At 60.8% G+C, this 14,771-nt stretch carries 14 protein-coding genes; 6 read left to right on the top strand and 8 right to left on the bottom strand.

What is annotated here, in order from left to right; translation table 11 throughout:
* Positions 1–50: 50 nt before the first annotated feature.
* Genes AC8GFZ_RS10505 through AC8GFZ_RS10490 form a run of 4 tightly spaced genes read right to left on the bottom strand, consistent with a single transcriptional unit; the run spans position 51 to position 2,789 of the window.
* Positions 51–833, bottom strand: a complete 783-nt coding sequence (locus AC8GFZ_RS10505) for a helix-turn-helix domain-containing protein (RefSeq protein ID WP_506644832.1) — start codon at positions 831–833, stop codon at positions 51–53.
* Positions 834–854: 21 nt separating this feature from the next.
* Positions 855–1,373 carry a bactofilin family protein gene (locus AC8GFZ_RS10500; RefSeq protein ID WP_506644831.1) on the bottom strand — a complete coding sequence of 173 codons (519 nt, stop codon included), beginning with the start codon at positions 1,371–1,373 and terminating at the stop codon, positions 855–857.
* Positions 1,345–2,379 carry a M23 family metallopeptidase gene (locus AC8GFZ_RS10495; protein WP_506644830.1) on the bottom strand — a complete coding sequence of 345 codons (1,035 nt, stop codon included), beginning with the start codon at positions 2,377–2,379 and terminating at the stop codon, positions 1,345–1,347. The genes AC8GFZ_RS10500 and AC8GFZ_RS10495 overlap by 29 nt, the downstream gene beginning before the upstream one ends.
* Before the next feature lie 20 nt (positions 2,380–2,399).
* Positions 2,400–2,789, bottom strand: a complete 390-nt coding sequence (locus tag AC8GFZ_RS10490) for a bactofilin family protein (RefSeq protein ID WP_506644829.1) — start codon at positions 2,787–2,789, stop codon at positions 2,400–2,402.
* 298 nt (positions 2,790–3,087) lie between these two features.
* Here AC8GFZ_RS10490 and AC8GFZ_RS10485 point away from each other — a divergent pair, with 298 nt between their 5' ends.
* Positions 3,088–3,912, top strand: a complete 825-nt coding sequence (locus AC8GFZ_RS10485) for a metal-dependent hydrolase (protein ID WP_506644828.1) — start codon at positions 3,088–3,090, stop codon at positions 3,910–3,912.
* Positions 3,913–4,025: 113 nt separating this feature from the next.
* Positions 4,026–4,961 (top strand): alpha/beta fold hydrolase, encoded by a 936-nt coding sequence (locus AC8GFZ_RS10480; protein WP_506644827.1) that lies wholly within the window; start codon positions 4,026–4,028, stop codon positions 4,959–4,961.
* Between the two features lie 128 nt (positions 4,962–5,089).
* Here AC8GFZ_RS10480 and AC8GFZ_RS10475 read toward each other — a convergent pair whose 3' ends face one another.
* From AC8GFZ_RS10475 to AC8GFZ_RS10460, 4 genes are all read right to left on the bottom strand, one after another.
* On the bottom strand, positions 5,090–5,527 hold the full coding sequence (locus AC8GFZ_RS10475; protein WP_506644826.1) for an acyl-CoA thioesterase: 438 nt from the start codon (positions 5,525–5,527) through the stop codon (positions 5,090–5,092).
* Between the two features lies 1 nt (position 5,528).
* Positions 5,529–6,521: a Bug family tripartite tricarboxylate transporter substrate binding protein gene (locus tag AC8GFZ_RS10470; RefSeq protein ID WP_506644825.1), complete on the bottom strand. Its 993-nt coding sequence runs from the start codon at positions 6,519–6,521 to the stop codon at positions 5,529–5,531.
* A 63-nt stretch (positions 6,522–6,584) separates the two neighbouring features.
* Positions 6,585–8,162 (bottom strand): indolepyruvate oxidoreductase subunit beta family protein, encoded by a 1,578-nt coding sequence (locus AC8GFZ_RS10465; RefSeq protein ID WP_506644824.1) that lies wholly within the window; start codon positions 8,160–8,162, stop codon positions 6,585–6,587.
* 4 nt (positions 8,163–8,166) lie between these two features.
* Positions 8,167–10,320, bottom strand: a complete 2,154-nt coding sequence (locus AC8GFZ_RS10460; RefSeq protein WP_506644823.1) for a thiamine pyrophosphate-dependent enzyme — start codon at positions 10,318–10,320, stop codon at positions 8,167–8,169.
* A gap of 102 nt (positions 10,321–10,422) precedes the next feature.
* Between AC8GFZ_RS10460 and AC8GFZ_RS10455 the strand changes: the two genes are divergently transcribed.
* The 4 genes from AC8GFZ_RS10455 to AC8GFZ_RS10440 are packed head-to-tail and all read left to right on the top strand — an operon-like array spanning position 10,423 to position 14,768.
* Positions 10,423–11,151 (top strand): DUF1028 domain-containing protein, encoded by a 729-nt coding sequence (locus AC8GFZ_RS10455; protein WP_506644822.1) that lies wholly within the window; start codon positions 10,423–10,425, stop codon positions 11,149–11,151.
* Complete coding sequence (locus tag AC8GFZ_RS10450; protein WP_506644821.1) at positions 11,148–12,155, top strand: ABC transporter ATP-binding protein; 1,008 nt, start codon at positions 11,148–11,150, stop codon at positions 12,153–12,155. Before AC8GFZ_RS10455 ends, AC8GFZ_RS10450 begins: the two co-directional genes overlap by 4 nt.
* A complete protein-coding gene (locus AC8GFZ_RS10445) occupies positions 12,152–13,228 on the top strand; it encodes an ABC transporter ATP-binding protein (RefSeq protein ID WP_506644820.1) in 1,077 nt (358 codons plus the stop codon). The genes AC8GFZ_RS10450 and AC8GFZ_RS10445 overlap by 4 nt, the downstream gene beginning before the upstream one ends.
* Positions 13,229–13,253: 25 nt before the next feature.
* Complete coding sequence (locus tag AC8GFZ_RS10440) at positions 13,254–14,768, top strand: ABC transporter substrate-binding protein (RefSeq protein ID WP_506644819.1); 1,515 nt, start codon at positions 13,254–13,256, stop codon at positions 14,766–14,768.
* Positions 14,769–14,771 lie beyond the last annotated feature (3 nt).

Below are 14,771 nucleotides of genomic sequence, written 5' to 3'. Positions count from 1 at the left end.
AGGGCGTGCGTCAGTCGCCAAGCCCAGCAGTGCCAGGCATTTCCCCGTGATCAAGGGGCTTTGGCAGGTCCAGGGGGAGGCGCAGGGGCCGCAGACACCGCATTCGGCATCGGTGTCGCCGAACCAACTGCGCCAGAACCTCCAGCCGAGGCTGCAGGCAAAACGCTGCTGCGAGCAGGGGGCATGGATGCGTCCGTTGGCTGGTTGCCTGACGCCTCAACCGCATCCGCGGGCAGCACCATGGGTGGGGGGGCAGGCGGGTTGGGGTCCACCGGTGCAGACATGCTGGGGGACGGTGACACATCGGAAGACTTGGGCATGAGCAAAACACCTGCGCCCACCGCAACGGCCAACAAAGCAATCCACAAAAAGCTGCTGGATCGAGACTCGCCCTGAGCGCCATCAGAGGACAAGCTTTGGGGCGGCGGAGGGTCGATATCTGCAGTGGCCACAGCCACGTGGGTCATGACTGAGGACAGGTCGGCACCGGCGGCCGGCCCGGGCGCATGAACAACTGGCGCCACCACGGGCGCTGGAGCATGCTCGGTGTCAGAGGGGGTCAAGCCGTCAGCGGCAGGATGGACCGCATCGGTGGCGGCTTGGGCTTGGACAAAAGCGCTTTCGCTCGACATACCCAGCAAAGTGGCTATTTTTCGGGCAGCGGTGGCCTTGACCGATTCGCTGTAAAAAGAGCTGTTGCCCCCGTCTTCAATTTGTCGAACTTGGCGCAGCGACAAACAAGCCCGGGTGGCCAAATCGGTTTGGGCCCAGCCCTTGGCTTCGCGCCGCTGGCGCAGCAAAGCCCCATTGATCGGGAGGGCTGGCTCGTTCATGGCGGCAGGCTGGGGTTGGATTTACTTGACCAGCAACAACTCGCCCTTGATCGATGCACCTTTTTGAACCGACAAGGTTTGGTAGACCACATGGCCATCAACGGAGGCAGAAGAGGTCACGATCAACTCGCTGCAAGTGGCCGTACCGGTGAACTTGCCTTTGATGTGCAGGCTCTGGCAGGTGACCACGCCTTCCACTTGACCGCGAGAACCAATCGTCAACTCATCCACTTGAATCTGACCATTGAGCGTGCCCTCCACATGGATCGCGCCCTTGGCAGCAATCTCGCCGCGGAAACTGAAGCCCTCGCTCAAAATGGAGGGCTTGGCTGTGGAGTTGGAGATGATGTCCATCATGCTGTTGCGCTGCGGCGCTGGGTTGGGTTGGGTAAGGGGTGCGGGTGCAGGTGCAGGTGCGGGCGTAGGCGTGGCCACATCCAACGGCACAACCACAGGCTGAGCCTCGGGCTCAGCCCCCGGGGTGACGGCCGAAAAAGTTTCAGGCTGTGCACTAGGGTTGGTTTTGAATTTGTTGAACATATTGCGCGGTTCGGATGACTTTTTGGGGGTTGACAGGGTAGCCGCCAATGAGAATTTCCAGATGCAGGTGCTTGCCAGTGGTTACACCGGTATTGCCAACCCGACCCAAAATGGTCTCGGTGGTCACTTTATCGCCCACTTCCACCTTCATATTGGCCAAATGACCATATAAAGATTCAATGCCGTTGCTGTGTCTGACCACCACGGTATTGCCGTATTGTGGATGATATTTGGCCAGAACCACAATCCCGGGTTTCACAGGGTGGACATTGTCGTCTTCGGTCTCGCTCAACAAATCCACGCCGGTGTGGAAGTTGGACAAGCCGCTGATGGGGTGTTTGCGGATACCGAAGTCTGAACTGACGCTGTAATTGGACACCGGCATGCGGTTGGGCAGGGCATATAAGACTTCGCGCATGGAGCGGTTGTTGGACAACTCTTCCGCCACTTTGCCACGCAAGAAGGGGTTGGCATTGAGGTTGTCGCCCAGGTTAAAGCCGCCATTGGCCGAGTTTTGCTGAATCACCCGAATGACTTTTTCGGTCAAACCCGACGAGTCGAGTTGGTTTTTCATGCTCTCGTTTTCTTGTGACACCGCCACCATCGATGTGTCCACAAAGCGCCGAATGCTCATGTCGCGGTCGCGGATGGTTTGGGCCAGCGCCACCATTTGCGCCTCATCCAACTCAAAGTTTTCGCCGCTTTCGCCTTCGACCGCACTGCTGAGCAAGGCCCGGTAGACCTGCTCGTGTGAGCGCTCGAGTTTGCCGCGGCTGATGAACAAGCTGATGCTGGTGATGGTCAAAAACAAAATCAAGATGGTGATCACACCCAACAACACCAAACCCGAGCGGACAGCCATGCGCTGTAATTTGGCGCTGATGGTCAAGTAGCGCAGGTCTGCGTTTTGCTCCAGGATGATGCGCGCATCCAGGTACTCACGTGTCCAAGCAGCCCGCAACATGGCAGGCAGGCCCAACGTCAGCGTGATGCGTCGCTTGAACACGGTCAAACAGTCTGGGAAATTCAGTAATTACTGGGGTCGGGCAGCACCGGCGGGATGCGCGGTGCGGTCGATGGGTATTCAGCGCCCTGATTCAGGCTTCCCTCAATCTCACCACCCTTTTCGATCTCGATTTCAGAGTAATGGACTTTGCCCGCAATCCGGCCGGTGGAGCGAACAATCAAACTTTTTTCACTGATGATGGTGTTGTGCAACTCGCCGCGCACATCAATCACCTTGGCGGAAATGCGGCCAGAAATTTTTCCGGTCGGTCCAATCAACACCTCTTCTGCGGTCAAATCGCCTTCAATCACGCCATTCACGATGGCTTTGGACGGGACAATGAACGTACCTTTGACAATCACGCCGTCACCAATGACAACGCTTTCTAGAGAATCTGATGGGTTTGACATATGCGCTCCTTGGGGCGGGATTCTAGTCAAAAATCGGGCCACTTCCCTCCCTTCATGCACCCAAATGTGGTTTAAAGGGGAAATGAATTCCAATGTTTACAATAACTTAGGTGCGTCACTGAATGAACGGTTTTGGCAAAATTCAAGACCAGTTCAGGCAAGGCGCATCGCACAACAACTAAAAATGTAATCTTTTGTATTATTTACTGAAAGACACAATTGATCTGGGGCGAACTGGCCCCTCTAACCCAGCGCCACCACGCACAGGCAAAATACGTCTACACCCCTGATCTGCCCCATGAACGCACTGACCATCCGACACCTGTTGATTGACATGAAACCGCCCTTGGTGCGGCATTGGAATGGTGGCGAGGTTTTTTTGAGCGCTTTTTTCGATGCCTTGTCCATGAGCTTCCCCGTGGGCGAGCAGTTTTTCATCGACTCTTTGCGCGAAGGCATGGCGCAGTTGCCCGCGGACCAAAAACCAGCTTGGGCGCGCGAAATTCAAGGTTTTGTGGGGCAAGAGGCCACCCACCGGCGTTTGCACGAGTTGTACAACCAGCATTTGGCCGTTTTGGGCTATGAAAACCGCTGGGCACCCCGGGTGGTCAAACGCTTGAAACGCTTGGAAGTTTTTGCTGACAAGCGCCACAAAGTCGCGGTGACCGCTTCCACCGAGCACCTGACGGCCATCTTTGCGGCCTGGTTGCTGCACCACCCCAGTGTGTTGGCCCAAGCCCCTGAACGCATGCGCCAGTTGTGGCTGTGGCATGCCAGCGAGGAGTTGGAGCACCGTTGCACCGCTTTTGATCTGTACCGCGCTTTGGACGGCAACGAGCTGTGGCGTAAACGCTGGATGCGCCTGGTGTCCATGCATTTCGCGCTCGATGTGCTGCGCCAAACCGCGCACCACCTGTGGCGCGACGGCCAGTTATTCAAAGTGGCCACCTGGCGCGGTGCCCAGCATTGGCTGTTCGGTCGCCAAGGTTTGCTGCGGTGGGGTGCCAGCCATTGGCGGGCTTACTTCCGCGCAGACTTCCACCCCAGCCAGTTCGACGATGGCTTGGCCCTGCAATGGCTGGGGCAGCATCAAGATCAATGGCGCACCATCTCCAAACCCTGAAGGTCTACTGGGCCCCATCGGAAGAGCTGCTGCCCCACTGCGCTCACCGGCTTGCACCCACCCGCCCCGATGAACGAGGCAACAGCATGACAAGCCCGCAACCCTGAGCAAGCATGGACGACCCCCGCGCCGACTTGCACGGCTTGACTGATCTGCATGCCTACCCCTATCCCGTGAAGTGGCATGGCCAGACCGGCACAGCCCTGGCCTACATCGACGAAGGCCCACCGCAGGCCCCCCCGATCGTGCTGTTGCACAGCGTGCCCACCTGGGGATATGTGTTTCGCAACGTGATCCCCTGGCTGGTGCAGGCGGGCCACCGGGTCCTGGTGCCCGACCTGCTGGGCTGTGGCCGCTCTGACAAACCCCACGACCCCGCCGCGCATGGCCTGGGCGATCAACTGCGCGGCTTGTCCGAGTGGATGCAAGACTTGGGGCTGCACGACACCACACTCTATGGCCAGGGTTTGGGGGGACTGCTGGCGTTTCGCCTGGCCTTGTTGCAATCCGAACGGGTCGAACGCTTGGCCTTGGCCAACACCCGCTCACCGCTGGACCCGCGGGGCCGCAACCGGCTTGCCGCACTGGGCGCTCGGTGGTTCGCATGGAGCCCGATCTATCCTTTGATCGGTGTTCTGCGCACCGCCTGCCAAACCCGGCTGGATACCGCCACGCTGCAAGCCTATGCAGCCCCCTACCCGCAGCGCCATCTGCTTGACACCGTGCGTCACCTCAGTGGTTGGCAGCAATGGAATGTGCGCAAAGAAAAAAACGCGGAGGTCATCCAAGCCTGGCTGGCCATGACCTCATGGCAAAAACCTTTGCTGACTTTGTTTGCCAGCCGCGACCACCTCACCCATGGCGGCCAACACTGGTTCATCGACCAAGTGCCCGGGGCCAAACGCCAACCGCACCAAATCATTCACCAGGCTGGGCATTGCCTGACCGAAGACAAGGGGCCCGAGGTGGCCGTGGCCCTGCTGCAATTCATAGCCCGACCCCAAGTCAACCCCCACCTGCCGCAAGCCCAGACCTGGGCGCAGACCTGACCAAGCGAGGTGGGCGGACAAACCGACCGACGCCCTGAGCTCTGCACGAGCTGAGAACCAGATTGCCAGGCGCAGCATCTGGCAACAACCAAACGGCTCAGAGACTGGCTTGGGTCAAGGCAAACGAATTAAGCCTGGCACAAGCGGCGCACTTCGTCGGGGATGGGCAATCCCACAATGCCCGGCACTTTGCCTTCTTTGGCCCCGGCAAACAACCGCACCTCGGTGCACTCCATGATCAACTCGGTATCGCGCATCACCCGGTGCAAAAACGTGAAGCTCTTGTTGCCCCAGTGGGTCACGGCCGTGTGGATGTCCAAGCGGTCGCCATAGGTGGTGGTTTGCACAAACTTCGCTTGGGTGTTGACGATGGGCGTGCCAATGATGCCCCAGGTGGCCGCCGTCTCGTGCCAGGGCGGCACACCGGCAGAGATAAAGAAGTGGCGTGCCGAGGCATCGATCCAGCGGAAAAAATTGGGAAACCAAACAATGCGCGCCGGGTCACAGTCGCCAAACTCGACCTGAATGGTGAACACCGTGGTTCGGGGGGTGGGGGCATCGGACATGTCAGTCGCCTCGGATGTTGCGGGATTTGATCAACTGACCAAAGCGCTCGCTGTCCGTTTTGGCGCTTTGCCCAAAATCAGCGGCGCTCATGGGCGCGGGTATCCCGCCCAAAGCCTGGATGCGGTCTTTCACCGCAGGGGAATTCAGGGCCGAATTGATTTCGCGGTTGAGCCTTTGCACCACATCGACTGGCGTGCCTGCAGGGGCGTAAAAACCAAACCACGAATCGGCGTCAAAACCCTTCAAACCCAGCTCGTCCAAGGTGGGCACATCGGGGAACAAGGGCGAACGCTTGGGGCTGCCCACAGCCAGCATTTTGAGCTTGCCCGAGCGCACATGTTGCAGGCCAATGCCAGGGTCAAACATGAAGTCGATTTGCCCCGCCAGCAAATCTTGCATGGCGGGCGCCGCACCTCGGTAGGGCACATGCACGGCAAAGGTTTGCGATTGCGCCTTCATCATCTCGGCGGCCAAATGCGGCGAGCTGCCGTTGCCGGGTGAGCCAAAACTGAGTTTGCCGGGGTTGGCTTTGACAAAGTCCAAAAAGGTTTTGAAGTCGTTGATTTGCAAGCCGGGGCGCACCTCTAAAAACACCAAGACGCGGGCCGCAGCGGCCACCGGCACCAGGTCCTTCATCGGGTCAAACGGCATTTTGTTGTACAGGTGCGGGTTGATGGACACCATGCCGCCAGAACTCATCAACAAGGTGTGCCCATCGGCTGCGCTCTTGGCCACGGCTTCACCGCCAATATTGCCGTTGGCCCCGCCGCGGTTTTCCACCACCACGCTTTGGCCCAAGGCTTCGCCCAAGGGCTGGGCCACTGCTCGGGCGATTTGGTCGGCCGCCCCACCGGGTGGGAAATTGACAATCACACGGATGGGTTTTTGCGGCCAGCTTTGGGCCTGCGCCAGACCCACGACGGTCAAACCACCCACACACATGGCTGTGAGCACGAGGCGGCGCAAGCGTTGAGAAGAAACAAACAGCGTCATGAAAAATCTCCTGATAGGGAATGTTTATTTGGCATCAGCCCAGGGCGGGTGGCGGTGAAGCGTTCAGCGCGGCGCCGATGCGCCGGGCTTGCGCATGAAGCGGATGGGTTGCGCTGCCACGGGCCGTACTGGTGCGCCATGGGCGCGCAGGCTCAGGTCCAAAGCCTTGCCGGCATCGTCTTGCAATGCGGCGGTGCGTGCCTGGGCCACGGCCTGTGCCGCGGCCTGGGGCTCGGGCAACACCGCCAAATGGCTCACCAGGTGCTGCAAATTCAATTTGCCGCGCTCGTTGGTCGCGCCGTAGCCTTTGATCAATTGGCCGCAAGCAGCCAATTCGTGGCCCAAGCGCCAATCTCGGGCCAGCCCCAGCACCACCGCTTGCAGCCAGGTTTCGATGGCCAATTGCTCCTGGGCAAAGCGCTGGCCATAAACCCGCAAGCCCCGCAAACTGGCCAGACCACGCAGGGCCAGCATGCCACCCACCGAATGGGTGCCAATCTTCAACGGCAAGGCCCAAGGTTCGCGACCGCGCAGCACCCGCGCGCGGTCCCAAGCGGTCAAACGCTGCGCCCAGCGACTTGGCAACAAGGCGGCAAATTCGGGCACACCGGGCTTGAAATGGTCATACACCTTGAGCACATCGTCAGGCCCTGCGCGCACTTCTTTCACCACCCGTTGCAAACGGGTCGATCGGCTTTTCAAATCGGCCACGCGGATGATGTCGTCAAACGCCATCCACAAAGCCACCCAGCGCGCCATCTCTCGCGTGACCGCCCACCCCTGCAGGGCACTGGCATCGCTGGCGGCCTCGGCCTGCCAGACCTGGCGCATGCGGCGCAAATACACCTGGCCATAAGCACGGTTTTGGTAATCGATGACCCGCGCCAAACCCAAGGCCAACATGGCGCGCGCCGGTACAGGGAATTCATCCACGGCCACCTGATCCGCCGAGGTCAACACAGCGACCTCAGCTTGGGGCAGCACTTGCGCGGCCACTTCAGCCCATAGGCGCGGGGTGCTGACCGCGTCAAACGCCAGGGCGAAGCCGCGCAAACTGGCCGCCGCTTGGGCCCCTTGACCAATCGCGGCTTCAAAATGGGCGCGCTCAAAAGGCAGCAAGCCACTGCCTGCAATGGCCCCCAGCATCACCGCGCTGACCACGGTGCCCGCTTGCTGGGCCATGCCGGCCATGTCCAGCACATGGTGTTCAAGGCTGAAGCGGCGCACCACGTCCACCAATTGGGCACTGTCGCGCCGACCATCGGCAAGCTGCATGCGCTCATGGGTGGTGAAACTGCGCGCACTCGACGTGATAACGCGGGTGCGATCGGGTGACGCATAACCCAGGCCAATTTGTCGCGTGGTCTCCAGTAACTCAGACGAAACCAATGCGTCCAAGGCCCCAGGCACCGGGTTGAGGCTCATCACCGGGCGGCGCCCCCCCAAGTCGGCCAAAGGCTGCGGAAAAACTTCCACGTAATAGGTGGTCGCTCCCGTGCGCTGGGCCACGCCGGGGATGGAGGTGCTTTGCGCCGGGTAACCGGCGATGCGGGCGGCTTCGACCAGCCATTGGCTGAGCACGCCGCCCCCTTCGCCGCCCAAGGCGCACAACAACAAAGAAATCGGTCGGTGGGTGTTCATGGTGTCAAGCCGGTTGCATGGCGCGCACCAAGCGAGCGCGCAAAGCGGCCCAGACCCGTTCCCAGGGTTTGGGGTTTTGCACCACTTCGGCGCGATAAAAACTCGGGCACAGGGTGGCGGCATGGGCATTGGCACCACACAAACCACAGCCCACACAGCCGTCGATCACCGTGGCCACCGGGTCCACCTTGAGCGGGTCGGGGTTGTCCTTCAAGGTCAAGGTGGGGCAGCCTGACAAACGGATGCACGCATGGTCACCATTGCAGACGTCTTCATCCACACCGTATTTAACGCGCACCACCCGCTCGCCGCCGCGCAGCATCTTGGCGATCCAGGGCTTGATTCGGCGCTGGCGTTCGAGCTGGCATTCGCCCTCGGCAATGATCACTTTGAGCCCAGTGAACTCGTGGGTCAAAGCTTCTTTGAGGGTTCGCTTCATCTGCGCCACCTCGTAGGTGTGCACGGTGCGCATCCACTGCACGCCCATGCCACGCAAAGTGGTTTCAATGGTTTGGTTGGTGTGGGCCAAGCTGTCTTGCTTTTGCACCGCATGCGCCTTGGCCCCATCGCTGGGCGTGGAGTGGATGTCTTGGGTACCCGTGGCCGAGGTGTAGCCGTTTTTAAAAATCAACAGCACCGCATCGTCGTTGTTGAACAAAGCACTTTGCACCCCGGTGAGCAAGCCGTTGTGCCAAAAACCACCGTCGCCCATGATGGCCAGGCTGCGCCGCTGCATCATGGGCGACACCCCGGCACGGCTGGCCAAGCTCATACCGTAACCCAAGATCGAATGGCCGCTGGAAAACGGCTCGAAAGTCGCCAAGGCATGGCAGCCAATGTCGGCTGCAATGTGCACCGGCCCAATGTCTTGTTGCGCCAATTTGAGGGCCGCAAACACCGGTCGCTCGGGGCAGCCGACACAAAAACTGGGGGGGCGTGCAGGCAAGGGAATTGGCAGCATCTCGGCCACCTCGCCACGCCGTTGTTGGTTGCGCGCCAGCCATTGCTGCGCCCCATCGGTCAAAGCCGGGTCCAAATAGTGCTGGGCAAAAGCCGTCAAGCCCGTCGACAAAACCTCCACGCTGTACTCGCCGGCCAAAGGCAACCAGTCTTTGCCGTGCAATGGGGTGTTCAACCCACGCCGGCGCAACAGGGTGGCCATGTCTTGCTCAATGTACTCGGGCTGGCCCTCCTCGATCACCATCACCGCTTGTTTGTCGGCGCAAAAGTCGGCGATTTCATCGGGCACCAGGGGATAGGTCACGTTGAGCACCAAGATCGGGATATCGCTCTCGCCCCAAGCATTGGCCAAGCCCAGTTGCTGCAAGCTGCGGATCAAGGCGTTGTACAAGCCCCCTTGCACCACCAAGCCCAGATCGGCATGGCGCCCAGGGAAATGTTCGTTGAGACCGTGCTCGGCGATGTAACGGCAAGCGGCCGGAATGCGCTCTTGGGTTTTGAGCTTTTCATGGCGAAAGGTCACCGGCGGGTGGGCCAGGCGCATGTAATCAAAGGCCGCCGGGTCTTCCATCAAGGCGCGGGTCGACAAGGCGGGCGCGCGGTTGTCCTTGGTGACAAAGCTGCCCCGCACATGGCAGGCGCGGATGCGCAACTCCAAAATTGCCGGCATGTTGGAGGCCTCGGACAATGCAAAACCATGCTCGACCATCTCAACCATCTTGGTCAAGTCAGGCCGGGGGTCGAGCAAACACAAGGTGCTTTTCAGAGCATAAGCATGGGTACGCTCTTGAATCACCGAGGCGCCCTCACCATAGTCTTCGCCCACCACGATCAAAGCGCCGCCCACCACACCGGGCGAGGCCAAATTGGATAAGGCGTCAGCCGCCACATTGGTGCCCACAATCGACTTCCAGGTCACCGCGCCGCGCAGCGGGTAGTGCAGGCTGGCACCGAGCATGGCTGCGGCCGAGGCTTCGTTGGCACAGGCTTCGACATGCACACCCAACTCGTCCATGAAGGGCTTGGCTTGCACCATCACATCGAGCAAATGCGACACCGGCGCACCCTGGTAGCCGCCGACGTAAGCCACGCCCGACTGGAGCAGGGCTTTGGTGATGGCCAAAATGCCCTCGCCGTGGAAGGTGTCGCCCTCGCCCAAGCGCAACGACTCGATCTCATGCTCAAATGAAACTTCCACAATGCGCTCCGATGCCGACCATACCCCCAGGCCTTTCCCAGGGCTGAGGCATTTTCACACGGCGCTCAGGCATGATTGGGGTTTTCAGAAATCACCGCTCCCATGACCTGGTCCATCATCGCCCGCGACGCCCAAGGCCACTTTGGCGTGGCCATTGCCTCCAAATTCTTTGCCGTGGGCGCCCTGTGCGTGCACACCCGCCGCGGGGTGGGGGCGGTGGCCACCCAAGCCTTGATGAACCCCTTGTACGGCCCGGCCGGGCTCGATGCCCTGGCCCAAGGACTGGCGCCCAGCGCCGTGGTGGCCCAGCTCACGGCCGCCGATGCCGGACGCGACCAACGCCAATTGCATGTCCTGCCTGCCCATGGTGCGCCAGCGGCCCATACCGGTGCGGCCTGCATTGATTGGTGCGGCCACCTGTGCTTTGACGACTTCAGCGTGGCGGGCAATATGCTCGCAGGCCCCGAAGTGGTGCAAGAAACCGCGCGTGCCTACCAAGCCAGCGCCGGGCAACCGATGGCACGGCGTTTGCTGGCTGCCATGGCCGCTGGCGAAGCCGCTGGCGGCGACAAGCGTGGCAAACAAGGCGCGGCCTTGCGCATCCATGCCGATGAAGACCATCCCCAACTCGACCTGCGGGTCGATGACCATGAAGAACCGATTGTGGAATTGCACCGTCTGTATGAAAAAAGCCTGGAGCGCTACCAGCCCTTCATGGCCTGCTTGGCCGGACGGCACGACCCGGTGGGCTTGATCGACCGCCAACACATCGAAGCCCGCGTCCAAGCCTTTCACGCCAACTTGGCCACCCCACCCTTGCCCCGCCCATGAACGCTTTGCTGGAAGTGCGCGACCTGCGCACCTGCTTCACCACCGATGACGGTGAATTCGCCGCCGTGGACGGGGTGAGCTTTGAGGTCCATGCCGGCAAAACATTGGCCATCGTGGGCGAGTCGGGCTGCGGCAAAAGCGTCACCTCGCTGTCCATCATGGGTTTGGTCAGCGCACCCGCAGGGGCCATCCGCGCGGGCTCCATCCGCTTTGAAGGCCAACAGCTGGTTGGGGCCAGCGACGAAACCCTGCAAAACCTGCGTGGCAACGGCATGGCCATGGTGTTTCAAGAACCCATGACCTCGCTCAACCCGGCCTATACGGTGGGAGACCAAATCATGGAAGCCTTGCTGCGCCACCGACCCATGGACCGCGCCCAAGCCCGGGAACGGGCCTTGGAGATGCTGGGCCAAGTGCGCATCCCAGCCCCAGAACAACGCTTGCACGAGTACCCGCACCAACTCTCTGGCGGCATGCGCCAGCGGGTGATGATCGCCATGGCCTTGGTGTGCCAACCGCGCTTGCTGATCGCCGACGAACCCACCACTGCCCTGGACGTGACCATCCAAGCCCAAATTTTGGCCTTGATGGCGCAATTGCAAAGCGACATGGGCACGGCCATTGTGCTCATCACCCACGACCTGGGCGTGGTGGCCGAGGTCGCCGACGAAGTGGTGGTGATGTATGCCGGAAAAGTGGTCGAACGCGCCCCAGTGCAGGCCTTGTTTGACACCCCCCAACACCCCTACACCGTGGGCCTGCTCGGCGCCATTCCGCGTTTGGACCTGGCCCAGCACCGGCTCGCATCGATCGAAGGCCAAGTGCCCAGCCCTTTGCAGCGACCAGCGGGTTGTGGCTTTGCACCGCGCTGCCCATTTGCGCAAGAACGCTGCCACATCCAGGCCCCAGCGCTGCAAACCGTGGGGCTTGACCACACCAGCGCTTGTTGGCGCGCGCCGCTTGATGCGGCGGCCTTACTGGCCCCCGAGGAAGCCACGGCATGAGCGACGCCCCACCCCTGTTGTCAGTGAGCCAACTGCGCAAACACTTTGTGGTGCGCCAAGGCCTGTGGGGCCGTGCCCGCGGTGCGGTGCGCGCGGTCGATGGTGTGGACTTGCACATCCGCGCCGGCGAAACCTTGGGCGTGGTGGGCGAATCGGGTTGTGGCAAATCCACCTTGGGCCGCTTGGTGTTGCGCTTGATCGAACCCAGCGGCGGTGAAGTGCGCTTCAAAGGCCAAGACCTGGGCCAACTCAGTGGGCCCGCGTTGCGCGGGCAACGCCGGGCCATGCAAATCATTTTTCAAGACCCGTACGCATCGCTCAACCCGCGCATGACCGTGGCCCAGTCGCTCACCGAACCGCTGCAATTGCATGGCTTGCACCTGGGTCGCCATCCCGAGCGGGTGCAAGAGCTTTTAAAAACCGTGGGTTTGGCACCCGAACACGCCCAGCGCTATCCGCATGAGTTTTCGGGCGGCCAGCGCCAGCGCATTGGCATTGCCCGCGCCTTGGCGGTCGAGCCCGAACTCATCGTCTGCGACGAAGCGGTGTCGGCCTTGGACGTGTCGGTGCAAGCCCAGGTGATCAATTTGCTGCAAGATTTGCAAGCCCAATTTGGGCTGGCTTATTTGTTCATCGCCCACGACCTGGCCGTGGTCAAGCATGTGGCGCACCGCATCGCCGTGATGTACCTGGGCCGGGTGGTGGAAATCGCCGACAGCCAGGCCTTGTTTGCCCACCCGCGCCACCCCTACACCCAGGCCTTGCTCGGGGCGATACCGCGCCCCGTGCCCAACCCGATGGGGGTGCGCAACTTGCTCAGCGGCGATGTGCCCAGCCCGATCAACCCACCTTCGGGGTGCCACTTTCACACCCGTTGCCCACATGCCCAAAACGCGTGCCAACAAAGCGCGCCCCCCTTGGCAGCGGTCGATGGACACGCCGTGGCCTGTCACCTGTGGCGCGACTTGCCTGCCCTGGCCGTGGCCACCGGCCCTGGCATGATGACGGCCAATCAGTGGCGCCTGCAACAATTGCAGTCTGCTTTTTTACCCACCCATGCCCCACGGCCTTGAACCTTTTCACTTTGGAGAACCCCGCATGAAAAAAACTGTTTCCCTGGCCTTGCTGGGCACTTGTTTGGCGCTCAGCGCAGCCAGTGCATCGGCGCAAACCCTGCGCATTGGCTTGGCCGAAGACCCCGATGTGTTGGACCCGACCTTGGCGCGCAGCTTTGTTGGCCGCATTGTGTTTTCATCCTTGTGCGACAAGCTGTTTGATGTGGATGAAAAACTCAACATCGTGCCGCAGTTGGCCACCGGTCACGAGTGGTCGGCCGATAACAAAAGCCTGATCTTGAAAATCCGCACCGGCGTGACCTTCCACGACGGCGAAAAACTCGATGCCGCCGCAGTGAAATTCAACATCGATCGGCACAAAAATTTGGCCGGCTCGAGCCGCCGTGGCGAGCTGGCCCCAGTCAGCAGCGTTGATGTGGTGGACGCCCAAACCGTGCGCCTGAACCTCTCCTCACCGTTCTCACCTTTGTTGGCCCAACTCACCGACCGCGCCGGCATGATGGTCTCGCCCAAGGCGGCGCAAGCCGCAGGCGACAAATTTGGCACTGCGCCGGTGTGCTCTGGCCCCTTTAAATTTGTCGAACGGGTGGCACAAGACCGCATCGTCCTCGAAAAATACGCTGGCTATTGGAACAAGGCCGCCGTTCACTTTGACAAGGTCACCTACACACCCATCCCCGACGCCACCGTGCGCTTGGCCAACCTCAAGTCGGGGCAGCTCGACTTCATCGAGCGGGTGGCCACCAACGACATGGAAAAACTGCAAGCAGATAAAAAGTTCAAAACCACGCGCATCACTGAAATTGGCTACCAGGGCATCACCATCAATATTGGCAAAAGCGACCGCGCCAAAAACAACCCCTTGGGGCGCGATGCCCGGGTGCGCGAAGCTTTTGAGCTCTCGCTGGACCGCCAAGGCCTGGCCCAAGTGGTGATGGACAACGAGGCCACCGTGGGTAACCAATGGGTCGCGCCCACCAATCCCTACTACGCCAAAAACATGCCCATGCCCAAGCGCGACATTGAAAAAGCCCGCGCTTTGCTGAAACAAGCCGGGGTCACCAACCCCAGCTTCACCCTCATGACGCCCACCACCTCGGACGCGCAACGCATGGCCTTGGTGATCCAGGCCATGACGCGCGATGCGGGTTTTGACGTGAAGATCCAGTCGACCGAATTCGCCACCTCGCTGAACCTGGCTGACAAAGGCGACTTCGACGCCTATGCATTGGCCTGGAGCGGTCGCCCCGATCCGGACGGCAACCTCTACAGCTTTCATGCATGTAAGCAACCCCTGAACTACGCCGGTTACTGCAGTGCCGAAACCGATGCCTTGATCAACCAATCGCGCACTGTGCGCGACCCAGCCCAGCGCAAAAAACTGTTTGAGCAAATTGCAGCCCAAGTGCTCAAAGAGCGCCCAGTGATTTACCTCTATCACCGCAACTGGCTGTGGGCTTACAACGGGAAACTGGGTGGCGTGCGCCAGATCCCCGATGGTCTGCTGCGCGTGACCGGCTTGAAGATGGCCCCCTGAGCA

It is taken from the genome of Limnohabitans rimovensis (SeqCode) (assembly GCF_965234775.1).
In the GTDB taxonomy this organism is placed as follows: Bacteria; Pseudomonadota; Gammaproteobacteria; order Burkholderiales; family Burkholderiaceae_C; genus Limnohabitans; species Limnohabitans rimovensis.
This window is presented reverse-complemented; position numbering and strand designations above follow the sequence as displayed.